Annotated in this window: 16 protein-coding genes; 12 read left to right on the forward strand and 4 right to left on the reverse strand. The window is 57.6% G+C overall.

The window, feature by feature from the left end; translation table 11 throughout:
- Together PY649_RS31390 and PY649_RS31395 are read right to left on the reverse strand one after the other, a co-directional pair.
- A partial coding sequence (locus PY649_RS31390; RefSeq protein ID WP_285872820.1) for a redoxin domain-containing protein occupies nucleotides 1–222 on the reverse strand: 222 nt, incomplete at its 3' end.
- Nucleotides 223–502: 280 nt separating this feature from the next.
- Nucleotides 503–1,579 carry a 2-hydroxyacid dehydrogenase gene (locus PY649_RS31395; protein WP_285872821.1) on the reverse strand — a complete coding sequence of 359 codons (1,077 nt, stop codon included), beginning with the start codon at nucleotides 1,577–1,579 and terminating at the stop codon, nucleotides 503–505.
- 567 nt (nucleotides 1,580–2,146) lie between these two features.
- Between PY649_RS31395 and PY649_RS31400 the strand changes: the two genes are divergently transcribed.
- The 6 genes from PY649_RS31400 (at nucleotide 2,147) to PY649_RS31430 (ending at nucleotide 7,991) form a co-directional block, all read left to right on the forward strand.
- On the forward strand, nucleotides 2,147–2,671 hold the full coding sequence (locus tag PY649_RS31400; protein ID WP_285872822.1) for an isoprenylcysteine carboxylmethyltransferase family protein: 525 nt from the start codon (nucleotides 2,147–2,149) through the stop codon (nucleotides 2,669–2,671).
- A 683-nt stretch (nucleotides 2,672–3,354) separates the two neighbouring features.
- Nucleotides 3,355–4,272: an NADP-dependent oxidoreductase gene (locus PY649_RS31410; RefSeq protein ID WP_285872824.1), complete on the forward strand. Its 918-nt coding sequence runs from the start codon at nucleotides 3,355–3,357 to the stop codon at nucleotides 4,270–4,272.
- Between the two features lie 92 nt (nucleotides 4,273–4,364).
- Complete coding sequence (gene egtB, locus PY649_RS31415) at nucleotides 4,365–5,642, forward strand: ergothioneine biosynthesis protein EgtB (protein ID WP_285872825.1); 1,278 nt, start codon at nucleotides 4,365–4,367, stop codon at nucleotides 5,640–5,642.
- 48 nt (nucleotides 5,643–5,690) lie between these two features.
- Entirely contained in the window at nucleotides 5,691–6,719 is a 1,029-nt protein-coding gene (locus PY649_RS31420) for a transaldolase (RefSeq protein WP_285872826.1), read from the forward strand.
- 95 nt (nucleotides 6,720–6,814) lie between these two features.
- Entirely contained in the window at nucleotides 6,815–7,096 is a 282-nt protein-coding gene (locus PY649_RS31425; protein WP_285872827.1) for a DUF427 domain-containing protein, read from the forward strand.
- 244 nt (nucleotides 7,097–7,340) lie between these two features.
- The gene (locus PY649_RS31430; RefSeq protein WP_285872828.1) at nucleotides 7,341–7,991 is read left to right on the forward strand and encodes a chloramphenicol phosphotransferase CPT family protein; all 651 of its coding nucleotides are present in this window, start codon (nucleotides 7,341–7,343) and stop codon (nucleotides 7,989–7,991) included.
- Nucleotides 7,992–8,056: 65 nt separating this feature from the next.
- Here the strand turns inward: PY649_RS31430 and PY649_RS31435 are convergent, their stop codons facing one another.
- Together PY649_RS31435 and egtD are read right to left on the reverse strand one after the other, a co-directional pair.
- Nucleotides 8,057–9,004: a helix-turn-helix domain-containing protein gene (locus tag PY649_RS31435; RefSeq protein WP_285872829.1), complete on the reverse strand. Its 948-nt coding sequence runs from the start codon at nucleotides 9,002–9,004 to the stop codon at nucleotides 8,057–8,059.
- A gap of 360 nt (nucleotides 9,005–9,364) precedes the next feature.
- Nucleotides 9,365–10,333, reverse strand: a complete 969-nt coding sequence (gene egtD, locus PY649_RS31440) for an L-histidine N(alpha)-methyltransferase (RefSeq protein ID WP_285872831.1) — start codon at nucleotides 10,331–10,333, stop codon at nucleotides 9,365–9,367.
- A gap of 429 nt (nucleotides 10,334–10,762) precedes the next feature.
- Here egtD and PY649_RS31445 point away from each other — a divergent pair, with 429 nt between their 5' ends.
- The 6 genes from PY649_RS31445 (at nucleotide 10,763) to PY649_RS31470 (ending at nucleotide 14,658) form a co-directional block, all read left to right on the forward strand.
- Nucleotides 10,763–11,296: a DUF1993 family protein gene (locus PY649_RS31445; RefSeq protein WP_285872832.1), complete on the forward strand. Its 534-nt coding sequence runs from the start codon at nucleotides 10,763–10,765 to the stop codon at nucleotides 11,294–11,296.
- A 408-nt stretch (nucleotides 11,297–11,704) separates the two neighbouring features.
- Complete coding sequence (locus PY649_RS31450) at nucleotides 11,705–12,460, forward strand: SDR family oxidoreductase (protein WP_285872833.1); 756 nt, start codon at nucleotides 11,705–11,707, stop codon at nucleotides 12,458–12,460.
- An 85-nt stretch (nucleotides 12,461–12,545) separates the two neighbouring features.
- The gene (locus PY649_RS31455; protein WP_285872834.1) at nucleotides 12,546–12,965 is read left to right on the forward strand and encodes a cupin domain-containing protein; all 420 of its coding nucleotides are present in this window, start codon (nucleotides 12,546–12,548) and stop codon (nucleotides 12,963–12,965) included.
- Nucleotides 12,966–12,984: 19 nt separating this feature from the next.
- Nucleotides 12,985–13,440 (forward strand): carboxymuconolactone decarboxylase family protein, encoded by a 456-nt coding sequence (locus PY649_RS31460; RefSeq protein ID WP_285872835.1) that lies wholly within the window; start codon nucleotides 12,985–12,987, stop codon nucleotides 13,438–13,440.
- A gap of 244 nt (nucleotides 13,441–13,684) precedes the next feature.
- Nucleotides 13,685–14,140 carry a pyridoxamine 5'-phosphate oxidase family protein gene (locus tag PY649_RS31465; RefSeq protein ID WP_285872836.1) on the forward strand — a complete coding sequence of 152 codons (456 nt, stop codon included), beginning with the start codon at nucleotides 13,685–13,687 and terminating at the stop codon, nucleotides 14,138–14,140.
- Between the two features lie 62 nt (nucleotides 14,141–14,202).
- Entirely contained in the window at nucleotides 14,203–14,658 is a 456-nt protein-coding gene (locus tag PY649_RS31470; RefSeq protein WP_285872838.1) for a DUF3788 domain-containing protein, read from the forward strand.
- The last annotated feature ends 34 nt before the right edge of the window (nucleotides 14,659–14,692 follow it).

The raw sequence follows: 14,692 nt of genomic DNA on the forward strand, positions 1-14,692 counted from the left end.
CTGAACGTCAGAGCTGATGGCGATGACCTTTGTGCCGCGACGCTCATATTCAGGGATCAGCGATTCCAGCTCGCGCAGATATTTGAGGCAAACCGGGCAGTGGAGACCGCGATAAAAGCATACCAACGTAAATAGCTCCGGTGCGTCGGCCGCAAGATCAAAGTCGCCATCAGCAAGGGTCGGCACGCGCAGTTCGGGAACTGGTCGACGAGGCAGCAGCATTCTCTTCTCCGTAGTCATCTGAGGCGAGACTACGTCGGTGGCCTTTCAATGGGAAATGTCCGACAGCTATGGTTTCTATTCCCGGGCGTTACGGTGCCAATGATGCCCAGCGCCGTGTCTCCAGCGCGAAGTATCCCGTATCGAGGAAGCGAAACTCGGCAGTGCCGCTCTCGGGCTTGACGGCTTCCACGTCCGGCGGCGGAAAAAGGATCGTTCTTTCGCAAGATCGCGGAAGGCCGCCGCAACCATATGATCAAGCAGACACTGCTAAATTCGATTTCTAACGACCGTCATACGCGCTCGGTCGGACGGCGACGGGCGTCAGCAAATCCCGGCCGCCGAGGTAAGCCTCAAGGTTCGAAATCAACTGTTTCACCAATTTCGGCAGGACGGCGCGCGTAGCGCCAGCCGAATGCGGCGTCAGGATCACATTGGGAACGTCACGCCATTTCGCCGGGTCGGTTGGTTCTTGTTCGAAAACATCGAGCGTTGCGCCCGCCAGTTTTCGCGATTGCAGGCGTTCGATCAAAGCACTTTCATCGACAAGGCTTCCGCGCGCGACGTTAACAAGAAGCCCATCAGGTCCCAATGCGTCTAAGATCTTTCCGGAGATCATGTGCCGGTTTGATCTATCGGCGCTGCTTGCGACGATGAGGACATTGTTTTCACGGGCCAGAGTTTCGAGGTCTGACGCGCGACGATACGGCAGGTCATCCTTTTTGCGCGGGCCCCACCACAGCACTGGCAGTCCAAAAGAGAGACATCGGCCGGCCACTGCCTTGCCTATCGCTCCCATGCCTACAATCCCGACAGACAGTTCGCTTAGCGACCGGGTCACAACCTTCGCCGCACCGTTCCACTCTCCCGAGCGAACCAGCTTGTCACCCGTCACCAATCCGCGCGTCCAAGCTATGAGCAGGCCCATTGCATGATCCGCGACTTCTTCATGATTCACCTCTACTGCTCGCGTCACCTTGATCCCGCGCTCGGCGGCCCAGAAAATGTCGACACCGTCATAGCCGCTTGTAAGACACGCAATCAGCCCGAGGTTTGGGAATTCGGCGAGGTAGGAGTTCTGCAAAGGGACGTCACCCGAGACCACCATTGCGATGACACTATCGCGTCCCGCCGGCGTCAGGGGTTCCCACGCCTTCAGTATGTCAAACGTCGCGGGAAGCGCATCGGCAACAAACCCGATCTGCTCATGGACGATCAGGACTTTTTTTGCAGTCATTTTATAAACTCCAGTGCTGTGGCGGAAAAACCGTCTCTGGAGGGGGAGACGGTTTAAATGCGAATCGCTCCGCGTTTGTGGGGCAGGGGTGGCACCCACGATCAGCAGCGGGCCGTCGGGCAACCGCTGTGGCCTCGATCTTGGGAAAGCAGGGCAAGGGAAGTCTTAGCGACTTTGCGCGCTCGCCGGAATTATACGTGGGTATGGGATAGTTCTGTTTGGGATGCCCCGGGATGCCGGCGACGAGAACTTATGCCGCGTAGGGTTCGATTTTTTTCGAAGGCGCGCAACTGGGCGCCGCGTGTATGCCAGAGCAGCCCTCGGTGAAGGGCCGGCAACTATACGGAGGTATAGGCAACCAATACCCCAAACCATGTTGCGGCAGATGTTTGCATCGGCACTATCTCGCGCAATTGCAAACGGGCCGGATGTTGAACCGCGACCTCGCGCGCCGAATGGCGCTGCCATGAAAGATTGCAGGATGTTTTTCGTGCGGCGAAATCGTGTTGCATGATCATGCCGCAGAAAACGTAGCTCTTGTCGTAAGGGAACTGGTGGCTACGTCCTATCGATCTGCAAGGAGAGCAGGCGGAGCGCCAGCAGGTTTCGCCGTGCGAGGGCGGATCGTCTCGAGCTCTCGAAAAATAGACTTCAAATTTACCGCTTCACGAAGCATTGTCCGGAGAAATCATGCCTACACCACTCATCATTTTCGTCATCATTGCCTTTGTGTGGCGTATATCCACGGTTGTGATTTCGACCATAAACGAACGCGCGCTCAAGGCTTCCGGCGCGCGCGAGGTCGGGGCTGCCAACAGTGTCTTCCTCGCTCTTGCGCATCTGGTGTTCTATATCGTTGCCACAGTGGAAGGCGCGACACGGACGGACGTCAACTTCACGGTGTCCGAAATTGGGTTCGTCATCTATTTAGTCTCCGCCCTTGCCCTGATTTCGGTACTGCGCTCTCTGGGACGGCTGTGGACAGTCAAGATTATCATCAACGAACGCCAGCCCTTCGTCCGGACCGGTCTTTTCAGCTGGGTCAGACACCCGAACTACTTTCTGAACATCATTCCGGAGCTTATTGGGTTCGCGCTCGCTATGAATGCCTACCGGACTCTGATCGTTGGCCTGCCGTTGTATTGCATACCGTTGGTGATCCGTATCAGGCAGGAGGAAGCCGCCATGTCCGAGGCTGTGCCTGGTTACAGGTGACCTCGTCTAGAGCAATTCCAGGAAAAGTGCGAAGCGGTTTTCCGTCCGGAATTGCGTAAAAACAAAGCGATAGTGTGGGAAGGCGATTCCGTGAAACGCTGAACCGCTCTAAGCGTTGACCTCACCTAACAGCATCGGATTTCTCCGGCGCGCTCTGGATCTCTCTTGTGTCCTCGGCGCCCGGAAATCCTGCCCTTGTGGGATATTCGTCCCGATCCCCTGCCATGTCTGACGCGCTCAATCGAAAGCGCAAGACAAAGTCTCTCACTTTTTCCGCAGACATCTCGCATGGTTTGAGAGATGTATTGCCCGACCCCGGACGATAAAGGTTGAAACTGACAACGTCTGTTCCGGCCAATTCTCGCGCGAACAAACTGTTACGTCGTCCGTCAACGGATCGGCGAAGGCTCACACCATAGCGCCGTCCCTCGTAGATCCCCTCGCTGTAACCCTCAGGAAGTGCTCGTAGCGCCTCCTCGAAATCAGCAGCCTCCATCTGGATATTGCTCCCTTTTGACGTGCGAAGCATATGTTTGCACCGCCCGTTGTTTTTTTTGCGCTGCGCCGATGGCATCGATTCCATAGCCGCTGGTCATTGGACCATCGAGTTTCCCCGCCCTATTTTCGAACGTCTGCAAAGGAATTCGAAAGATGACCATATACCACGGACAGGGAGATGGACGATGAAGGCGATCGTAGTAACGGATGAGGCTGCCGGAACGGCCGGGATGAAGCTGATGGAGCGGCCCGTGCCGCAGCCGGCGATAAACGACGTCATTGTTGAGATTCATGCGTCGGGATTCGTCCCGACCGAGCTGTCGTGGCCCTCGACCTGGACCGATCGCGTCGACCGGGATCGGACACCGACGATCCCCGGCCACGAACTGGCCGGAGTGGTGACCGCCCTCGGCTACGGCACGACGGGTCTGTCGATCGGACAGCGGGTGTTCGGCCTCGCCGACTGGTACCGCGACGGCACCCTGGCGGAATACGTGGCGATCGAGGCACGCAACCTGGCGCCGCTGCCAGGCGACGTCGACTTTACGATGGGTGCCAGCCTGCCGATCTCCGGCCTGACCGCGTGGCAGGGATTGTTCCAGCACGGCCGGCTTCAAGCCGGGCAAAGCGTGCTGGCGCACGGCGCGGCCGGCGCTGTCGGGACGATGGTGACGCAGCTCGCCCGTGAAGCCGGCGCCTATGTCATCGGCACCGGACGCGGCGCAGACCGCCAGAAGGCGCTCGACTTCGGCGCAAATGAATTCGTCGACCTCGAGAAGGACGCCCTGAAAGATATTGGCGGCGTCGATCTGGTGTTCGATGTCATCGGTGGCGACATCCAAAAGCAGTCTGCTGCGCTGATCCGAGCCGGAGGAACACTGGTGACCATCGTTGGACCGGCAGAGGCCCGACCCACTGACGGTTTGGCGGTCGACTTCGTTGTCGAGGCCGATCGCGCCCAACTGAGTGAAATCGTCCAGCGAGTGCGCGACGGGCGATTGCGCACGAACATCGGCACTGTCGCGTCCCTCGACGAAGCCGTTGCTGCCTTCAATCCGACCAAGCGGATCAGTGGGAAGACGATCATCCGCGTTCGTCCGTGACGACTCGGGGGAGGGCGGCTCTGCCCTCCTTGTTGATCATTGCGACCTTCAGTCTTCGGTAGCTGGCGCAAAAACTCTTGAGAGGCCTTGCCATGAAAACTTCGCAGCTCTTCCAGACGGCGCTCGAGCCAGATGCCCTTCATACTTTCTTTCACGACGTTCGTCAGACCAGCGAAAGACTTGCTGAACCGCTGTCCGATGCCGATGCGACGGTACAATCCATGGCCGATGCGAGCCCGGCCAAATGGCACCTCGCACATACGACCTGGTTCTTCGAGGCGATGGTGCTCAAGCCATTTGTCCCGGCGTACAAAACCTTTGACGAGGATTTCCACTTTCTATTCAACTCGTATTACGAAACGCTGGGCGCGCGTCAGCCGCGCCCGCGACGCGGGATGATCACACGGCCCACGTTGAGCCACATTCTGGACTATCGGAAGCATGTCGACCATGCCCTCGATGCGCTGCTGCGCGCGAGCCCGGGCCAGCGCGTTGCGGAGCTCGTCGAGCTTGGCTGTCATCACGAGCAGCAACATCAGGAACTCTTGCTCACCGACATCCTGCATCTCTTCGCCCAGAATCCACTTCATCCGGCTTATCGTGATCCTAGGCCCGTTACCGTGGAGACTGCCGATCTATCTCCGCTCTCCTTCACCGCGTTCGATGAGGCGATCGTTGAGATTGGGCATGGACCTGTCGGATTCGCGTATGACAGCGAAGGCCCACGACATCGCGTTCTGGTCGAACCCTTCCGGCTCGCCAACCGCCTTGTCACGAATGCCGAATGGGCGGACTTCGTCAATGACGGCGGCTATCAGAAGTCGCTCCTTTGGTTGTCTGAGGGTTGGGCAAAAGTACAGGCCGAAGGATGGTCGCAACCTCTCTACTGGGAGGAGCGCGATGGACAAAACTGGATGATGACGCTGAGAGGTTTCCAACCTGTCGACCCCACTGCACCGGTCACTCACATAAGCTATTTTGAGGCGGACGCGTTCGCGACATGGTCCGGAAAGCGCCTTCCAACCGAGTTCGAGTGGGAAACCGCCGCTCAGGGGATCGCGATCCAAGGCAATTTCCTCGACACCCACCGTTTTCGTCCCAAACCGGCATCACCTCACGTCGGTGGTCTTCAACAGATGTTCGGGGATGTCTGGGAGTGGACCCGCAGCGCGTTCTTGCCATATCCGCGCTTTCGCACCGTTGAGGGCGCCGTCGGCGAGTACAACGGCAAATTCATGTCAGGCCAGTTCGTGCTTCGCGGAGGCTCCTGCGTAACGCCGCCAGGGCATATGCGCGCCAGCTACCGAAACTTCTTCCCCGGTCATGCTCGCTGGCAGTTTTCTGGGCTGAGGCTCGCTGAGGATGCGTAAAGGGCCCGCAAGCCGAGATGCGTTGATGCCAATCTGAAGGAAAAGAACATGACGTCAAAACTTGAGCAGTTGCGCACGATGTCGACGATTGTCGCTGATACCGGTGATCTGGAAGCCGTCGCGCGGCTGAAGCCAGTAGACTGCACCACGAACCCGACCATCGTCCTCAAGGCATTAGAAAGCGAGCCTTACAAGGAGGTCGTCCAAGAAGCGCTGTTATGGGGACGCAAGTGTAACGGCGACCCGTCACGCGTTGCGGCGGCTACCGCAGATCGCTTGGCGATTTCTGTTGGCATCGAGCTTTTGCGCCGCGTGCCCGGATACGTCTCGACCGAAGTTGACGCCAACCTGTCGTACAATGTCGCGGCCTCGACCGCCAAGGCTCGCCAAATCATAGCCGACTACAAGCAGCGCGGTGTCGAGCGGGACCGGGTTCTTATCAAACTCGCCTCGACCTGGGAAGGGATACGCGCTGCCGAGATCCTGCAGAGGGAGGGCGTGAAGTGCAACATGACGCTCTTGTTGAACCGCGCGCAGGCCATCGCGAGCGCCGACGCCGGCGCATTTCTGATCTCGCCGTTCGTCGGGCGCATTTATGATTGGTACAAGAAAGTCGAAGGCAGGGATTTCACGGCCGAGGAAGACCCGGGTGTCCGGTCCGTTCGTGACATCTACAACCACTTCAAGACCGAAGGCATTGAAACGATCGTCATGGCCGCATCATTCCGGAATATCGGTCAAATTGAGGCGCTTGCCGGCTGCGACAGACTTACGATCGCACCAAGCCTCCTGGATGCCTTGGAATCGAACAGCGATCCGCTTCAGAGAGCACTGAAGCCCGGCGTGCATCCCGAGCAACCGCTGCGGCGGCCGGCCGATGCCATTTGCCACTGGTTTGTCAGCGAGGACGCAGTCGACATCAAGCATCCGGCGCCCGGCGCGCCGATCGATGAGGTAACCTTCCGCTGGATCATGAACGAAGATGCGATGGCCACCGAGAAATTGGCCGAGGGCATCCGAATATTCGCAAGGGACCTGCAGGCACTGCGCGCCCGAATTGGCAAGCAGCTCCAATAGTCGGCCGGAGGATGAGCTACAGGGCAGCGCCGCCCCGGCCGGACGGTTCCAGCTCCCGGCTATATCGGCTCTTATCGCATGAAGAGGAATGAGAAATGGTAATCGCGACGTGGAACGAGACAGTGATCGCAAAATCGGACAAGACCGTTGTCGTCGAAGGCAACCACTATTTCCCGCCTGAATCCGTCAATTCGCAATATCTCACGCGGAGTGCTACCACCAGCCGGTGTCCATGGAAGGGCCTTGCGAATTATTGTTCGCTAATCGTCGATGGCAAAACCAATGAAGACGCGGCATGGTATTATGCCGATCCGTCCGATGCCGCGGCGGCTATCAAAGGTTACATCGCATTCTGGAAAGGCGTGGATGTAAGGTGACGGACTGACTGCCTCCGCCACCTGACTTTCTGATGAGAACGGTTCGCGGATCATCAGCCAAGCTGTTCCATCCCGGAACAGGTGGTGGATTGTATCGCGCCCGCTCGCGGTTCCTAACCCTCACCACGGTTGTGCGCGACGACCTTGCGATAGGGAGGAGCGTTTCAGCCATCTTCAGGCAGTTCGTCGCCGGCCGGAAGACGGTCATTTGTGTAAGAGACACCCGCCTGCAAAGGACGTTGAATTGAGCACTGGAAACGCAGGACAAATTGTAATCCTGAATGGGCCTCCCCGGTCAGGAAAGTCGAGCATTGTCGAGGTTATCCAGGAAACCTTCGAGGGGCCGTGGCTCAATCTGGGTGTCGATGCCTATATCAGGGAGATAACGCCAAGCCGCTACCGGCCGGGAGTTGGCGTTCGTCCAGGCGGCGAGCGGCCGGATCTAGAACCGTTGATACCTGTTTTTTATGCAGCCCTTTATGAGTCGATTGCCGCTCACAGTCGCTTGGGCCTTAACGTTGTCGTCGATGTTGGACATCACAACTCCTATGCCAGTCCCAACAATATCCTCGTCGATTGCGCGCGGAGGTTATTCGGGTTGCCGGTTTTGTTTGTCGGCGTGCATTGCTCCATCGAAATCATAATGGAGCGCCGACGACGGAGCCCGATCGGGCGCGAGAATATATATCTAACGGGTTCCGAACACGAGCCTGTGCCGGCTCCAGTTCTGGCGTGGCAACGAGAAGTTCATATTCCGGGCATCTACGATCTCGAGATCGATACTTCCTCTACCAAACCTCTCGATTGCGCTGCAATGATCCACCGGCGACTTGAAAACGTCCGCGAGCGACCGACCGCATTTGAGAGGTTGGCGGCATCTGAAAGCAGCGAATAACCGATGTTGGCGATCCATTCTGAACTGCTTTTGTCCTACCCTCTAAGACAAAGGGCAGACGGCAGCTAATCGGTCGGGACGCGGCCGTCTTCGGTCTCATACGCGACCAGGACACGTTTCGCTTCTGACCGATAGTCTGAAGGGTCGGTCCCGTAGTGCTGCCGGAAGGTTCGAGTGAAGCTGCTGCGGCTCTGATAGCCAGCCTGAAGTGCGACTTGTTCGATGGAGAGTGCATTGGCAGCCAGCAGGTTCGCCGCATGCCGCATGCGGAGACGCCTGAGGACAGACATCGCCGATTCACCGAACGCAGCCGTGAATCTCGCCATGAACGCCGAGCGGCTCAACCCAACCGACCTGCACAGGGATTGAACGCTGAAGTCCGCCGCGGGACGTGACGCCATTTCGGCGAATGCGCGCGCTATCGGCGGATCACTCAAAAGCGAAAAGCGCTCTACCCAAGGGTTTGAAGAGGTCAGACAGCGACGAAGCAGGGTCAGCAGCACCAGCTTGAACAGCGCTGACGCCATCGGTCCTCGGCCGATCTCGTGCGTCGCGAGTTCAACCATCGCATAGCCCATGACCTGGTCGAGCTGATCATACGCATCAAAAGCTTCAACTATAGGCGAAGCGAGTGAAGCAAAAAGATCCAGCCCCGGACCGTAAACCGCTTGGAAGCAACCGCACACAAGCGAAAATGATGCCTCGCCTTCGCCAATCTCGTAGCGATGCACGGAGCCGGGAACGAACATGCTTTTCTCGATTCTGCCGGGACCAGAACGGGAGCGGCCAAATGATGAACCGCCCGCGACGATCTCGATTGACGTGTTCGGCGGCGTCACGACGAGCATGTGCGGGACGAGCTCGATCACCGTTTCGCCATCGACGATGATCAAACCGGAACCGGTAAGACAATAGTGTATAGTCGGCAGGTCGCCTCTCTCGACGTGAACGCAGGCTCCAGTGGCGAACAGGCACTCGGACAACCGGGCCGACTCCACTTCCATCGTTCCCATCAGTTTGTCGAGATCAGCTCGCGATATTCGCCAGAGCGGTTCGCATGCCATATCCAAAAAGCCTCATGCTGCGTCAGCTCACATCAGCTCGATGATCGGAGGCGCCGAACACCACCGTCTGACGCGGACGCTCCGCGCAGCGTGTCGTGTGAACGGTTTGATGCGCTCCGGTACGACTGGTTTGTTGAGCATCAATAATTGCCGTCACCCTAATGAAGGCCCATGCACAATCGCTCAGCTGGTTCGTTTGGTGTAGCCACCGCATCCGAATATGATAATTTCAGCCAGGTCATGAATGGGCGGCAAATGGAACTTTTTCGCCACCCGCACAGGATGAATTGCGATATAACGATCGGCGGTTCAGTGGCGAACGAGCCCAAACAGGCCGAATAATGCGTCCCCGTCCTGCCAAGCCTCCGCAACCCTCCATCCCCCAGCGTGGACAAGCCGCTTGAAGCTCTCGACAGTATATTTTCGGGAGCTCTCCGTGTGGATGGTTTCCGACGCTCTGAAGTGGAACGTCTGCTCACAAAGGGTAACGCGCTGATCGCATAGGCTGACCAGGTGCATCTCTACGGCTTTCTCGGTCTCGTTCCAGCGCGCCACATGCTTGAACTGCTCTAAACGGAAATCGCCGCCAAGCTCTGTATTGATCCGCGCGAAAAGATTGAGGTTAAATGCGGCCGTTACACCCGCGCTGTCGTCATAAGCATTGAGAAGCTTATCGACGTTCTTCTGGAGATCGACACCGATGATGGCGCGTCCCTTGTCACCCAAATGACGGCCCATCTGCGTAAGTAAAGTCTGTGCCTCAGTCGTGTTCAAATTCCCCATCGTCGAGCCCGGGAAAAAACCCGTCCTGCCGGCGCCGGAGCCATCAAACGGAACCTCAAATACGTCCAGGAAATTGCGCTCGATGGGGCGCACGCACAGCGATGGGAAGCGCGAAGCAATCCTCTTCGAGGTTTCCGCAAGGAAAGTGTCGGCTATATCGATCGGCACGTAACCGCGTGGGTCGCGCAATCCTGCCAGGACAAGCTCGGTCTTGACGCCTGCTCCTGCACCATACTCGACGAGAGTCGCGCCAGAGCCCACGAAATCAGCGATGTCCATCTGCCGATCCCGCAAGATCGATGTTTCGGCTCGCGTCAGGTAATACTCTTCAAGCTTGGTTATCTCTTCGAAAAGCGCAGATCCTCGCTCGTCATATAGCCAACGGCTAGGCAAAGTCTTCACATCAGCCGATAATCCGGCGAGCACATCTCGAGCAAATTCATTTTCAGCAAGTTCATTTTCAGCACGTTCGATGCTGTTATTTACATGATGCATAGTTTCCGCTTTCGATGACGCGACAGATGGCGGCCGCGATGACGTCGCGGCCCAGAGCGCCACCATAGATTCTTGCCATGCACAGCGAGTCTACAATGCGTCTCCGATCGTCCGTATGGGCGATGCAACGGATTGTCCGCATTCCATCCAGGTATGATTATAGTTGGAGAAGAGGAGCTGTTTCGCTCAAAAGTTGGCGGTCGTCGGCGCGGTTCTGAAGTCGTGTCGGCGATATCCTCTGTCTATCGAAAGCATAACCAAACGGAATTTCAAATTCCATCGGCTGCATTCCATAGTCTTTCGTTCGCGATGAGCACGGTGAAAGGCAAACCGGGGAAAGTTGGTTGTCGGAAGATCGGCTAAAGAGGGAGCTGGTTTCGGCGCTGATAAGCCCTAGCGCATGGCGGTATCGGACATGATGGAGGTGACATGTCCTTTTCGGTATATGACGTCACCGTGCCCGTGATGCTGCGTGGGCTCGCGGTTATGGACGACTATCTGCTTCATGCCCAAAACCTGGAGCGGTCCAAATCGCTTGATCCGGGAAGCGTACTGACATCCAGGCTCGCTCCCGACATGCTGACGTTCGGCGAACAATTCGCGGTCAACTGCAACAAGGTCGAGCTGCACATGACCAAGCTTATGAATCGAATCCAGGTGGCTCCGCATGAGGTAGCGATGATCTATCCCGCTCTTCAAGGTCGTCTGTTGGAAACGCGCAGCTTCCTGCAAACAATCGAGCCAGAAGACGTAGAGAGCGCTCAGACACTCATTCATCAACCGACTCCGTCGGTTGCGCAGGGCTGGTTCGGCGCGGATGATTACATTCGATACGTCGTATTAGCGGAATTCTTTTTCCATATCGCGGTGGCGCATGCGATTCTGCGGCATCTTGGAGCTCCCCTGGGAAAGAAGGACTATCTGGGGCATTTCACGCCACATGGCGGAGTCGACTATTCCTGAAGGCCGGCGTGCGCCGAGCTGCCTTGGCCCGTTACTTCATTTCATAGCGTGCCGATCTGAGGTTGTCAGACGGAGGATCACGCATTTTGGACGCCTGGATACAGGAGTCCGCCATATCGATGTTTAACGGCCGAATGGCTGGCCATATAGTCTGGTTCTCGCCAACAATTCGAAGGCCATGCATGCGATATGTCCCGCTGAGAAAGACTGGCCGGCATGTAAGCCCTCTCTGCGTTAGCAGCATGACGTTCGGCGCGACGGACGGGATCGTCTGACTCCCAGGCACCGCCCTAATGTTTTCATTCCTGCCTTTTTGCCGGATGACCCGGGAAAGAACTCTGCGCCTCTTCTAACCGCGCATCGAAACGATGTTCAGCGGTGTCCGGCGACCAACAAAGGAGAGTAACGATGAAGATCGTCGTGATCGGCGGCACTGGTTTGATTGGCTCGAAGACCGTTGCCATTCTACGCCGGGGCGGCCAGCAGGTCGTCGCGGCGTCGCCCAAAAGTGGCGTCAACACCGTCACCGGCGAAGGGCTCAAAGAAGCCGTGGCCGGCGCACAGGTGGTGATCGACCTCTCCAATGCGCCTTCGTTCGACCCGCAGGTCGTATCGGAATTCTTCGAGACTTCCGGCCGGAACCTTGTAGCGGCGGAGGTCGCAGCGGGCGTCAGGCACCATGTCATGCTATCCATCGTCGGGACAGACCGGGTACCCGGCCAAGACTATTTCCGCGCCAAGCTCGCGCAAGAAAAACTGATCGAGGCTTCCGGTATCCCGTATACGATCATCCGCTCGACCCAGTTCCTGGAGTTCCTTGGCGGCATCGCCGATGCGAATACGGATGGGAGCATCGTCAGGCTTCCGCCAGGCCTGCTTCAGCCGATCGCGGCTGACGACGTTGCCGCCTTCGTCGCCGAACTAGCCTTCATTAATCCGCGAAACGGGATCGTCGAGATCGCCGGCCCGGAACAAGCGGAGTTCAACGAAATCGTCGCCCGCTATTTGAAGGGTGTCGGCGACCCGCGGAAGGTCATGAAAGATCCCGAAGCCCGGTATTTCGGCGGTCGCCTCGAGGAAAAGTCGCTCGTACCATGGGGCGAGGCGCGTCTCGGCCGCATCAATCTCGAGGAGTGGTTACGGCGCTTGCAGAAAGCAGCCTGATCAGGCCGTCGCGGGCCGCGTCGGCAATGCGCGATGCAGAGCCTGCCGCAAAGACAGTTTCAGTGTTGAAGAAGGAGCAAGCCCCGTGAATTTCCGAACCGTTATCGCCGCCACGTCCATCGCCTTTGCCTTGTCGATGGCAGGCCCCGTTTCCGCCCAAGACAGTGAAGCGCAAACCGTCACGAAGAACTTCGAAGCAGCCATTCCCAATATCCCGGGAAAATCGCTGATTGCCCTGGAAGTCGATTACGCGCCGGGCGGGGCGTCCCCGCCCCACACTCACGCGAAGTCGGCTTTCATCCACGCCTACGTAATTTCGGGTGCGATCGAATCGAAGGTGAATGACGGCGCGACGCGCATCTATCGGGCAGGCGAGAGCTGGTCCGAAGCGCCAGGTGCGACCCATTCGATCAGCCGCAATGCGAGCAAGACCGAGCCGGCAAAGCTGCTCGCTGTCTTCGTCCTCGACACCAATGACAACCAACTGACCACGCCCATCAAATAAGCTTCTGGGCGAGAGGCCAATGACCAGACGTCTGGACTATAACCAAATTGCTCCAAACGGCGCCAAGGCCCTCGGAGGTGTGTATGGCTATATCATGCAGAGCGACTTGCCCGCCGAGCTGATCGACCTTGTCTATCTTCGCGTCTCGCAGATCAACAACTGCGGCTATTGCCTCGACATGCACACACGCGATCTCACGAAGAGGGGCGTGCCGATCGAGAAGCTCGCTCTCGTTCAGGCCTGGGAGGAGGGCGGCGATCTCTTCAGCGAGACCGAGCGCGCCGCTCTGGCCTGGGCCGAGACGGTGACGCGGGTAGCAGACACCGGCGTACCGGACGAAGCCTACCGGGCGGCGCGCGCGGTTTTCGGCGAGAAGGAACTCGTCGACCTAACGATCGCGATCAGCCTGATGAATGCCTACGACCGCATGGCGATCAGCTTCCGCAACACGCCCGATGCGGCCATCAAAAAATAAGCAAAGCGCATCCCGGCGCTAAGCGCCGCTCAGCCATTCCGATAACGTGCGGCTATCGACTCCATGGCGAGAGGTGATTTTCTTTTCTGCCGTCATAGATCCAATCTTCGAGCCATCGTCGCTCGCCCTCCTATTCGGATCAAAGTCGGCGTTCGGTTGAACGATCGCAGGCGGGGGCCGAGATCAACATTTTGATGAGTTCCGGCGAAAGAGCCGCTCGAATAATATGCAAGCGAGGATGTCTATGATTGAAATCACTGCCGACATGGAGGCGATCATCAAGCAGGCGATACTGTCGTTCGTCGCCACGGTCAACGAAGACGGGACGCCCAATCTTTCGCCGAAGGCGTCCTTGACGGTCAGGAACGGTGTTCTCTATTTCGCAGATATCGCATCGCCCCGGACAATACTGAACTTGAGGCGCAATCCCGCCGTCGAAATTAACGTAGTCGACATCTTCCAGAGGCGCGGTTATCGAGTCACGGGTCGCGCATCGATACTGCCGCCAGGCAATGAAGAGTATTTGATGATCGCCGACTGGGTTCGGGCGACGAACGGCCCGGAGTATCCTGTCGATCACGTGGTCAAAATCGAAACCACTTCGATCACCCCGTTACTGTCGCCGGCCCATGTTTTCGCTCAACCTCCGCGAAGTCAGGAAGAGATCAGACGCACCTACTATCAAAAGTACACGGTGTAAGACCGATCGAGCCATCGTAGTCAGAAGCTTACGTGATTAACTTGTGGTGCAAGGAAAGCAGCATGGAACAGTCCCCCCAGATCGGCGACAGGATTACCGGCAAATTGGCGCCGCCCGATGACAGCACCGTCCGCGACTGGATCGGGCCGGAAGCGTTCGGGCATTGGGCCGAGCTGCAGAGCTGGATCGAGGCATCCTATCCGCGTGTTTTCACGCCGGAGTGGCTCTATGGTGGCCAGAAACGCGGTTGGTCCTTGCGCTACAAGAAGACCAGGGCGTTTTGCACCTTCCTGCCGGAATACAGGCGGTTTTCGGTCGTGGTGGTCTTTGGGACAGCAGAGCGAGAGAATTTTGAGGCGCGGCGTTACAGCTGGCGCTCGCAATTGGTCAAGCTCTACGATGAAACCCGAACATATCATGACGGGAAATTTCTGACAGCGCCGATTGCATCCGCAGATGATCGGCATGAGGTTATGGAGCTTTTGACTATGAAGCGCCCTCCACCGTCACAGGGTTGAAAGTCGCGGAAATCCTGACTTTCGGACGGTACGA

The sequence above is a fragment of the Rhizobium mayense genome, from assembly GCF_030272705.1.
GTDB classification, from domain to species: domain Bacteria; phylum Pseudomonadota; class Alphaproteobacteria; order Rhizobiales; family Rhizobiaceae; genus Rhizobium; species Rhizobium mayense.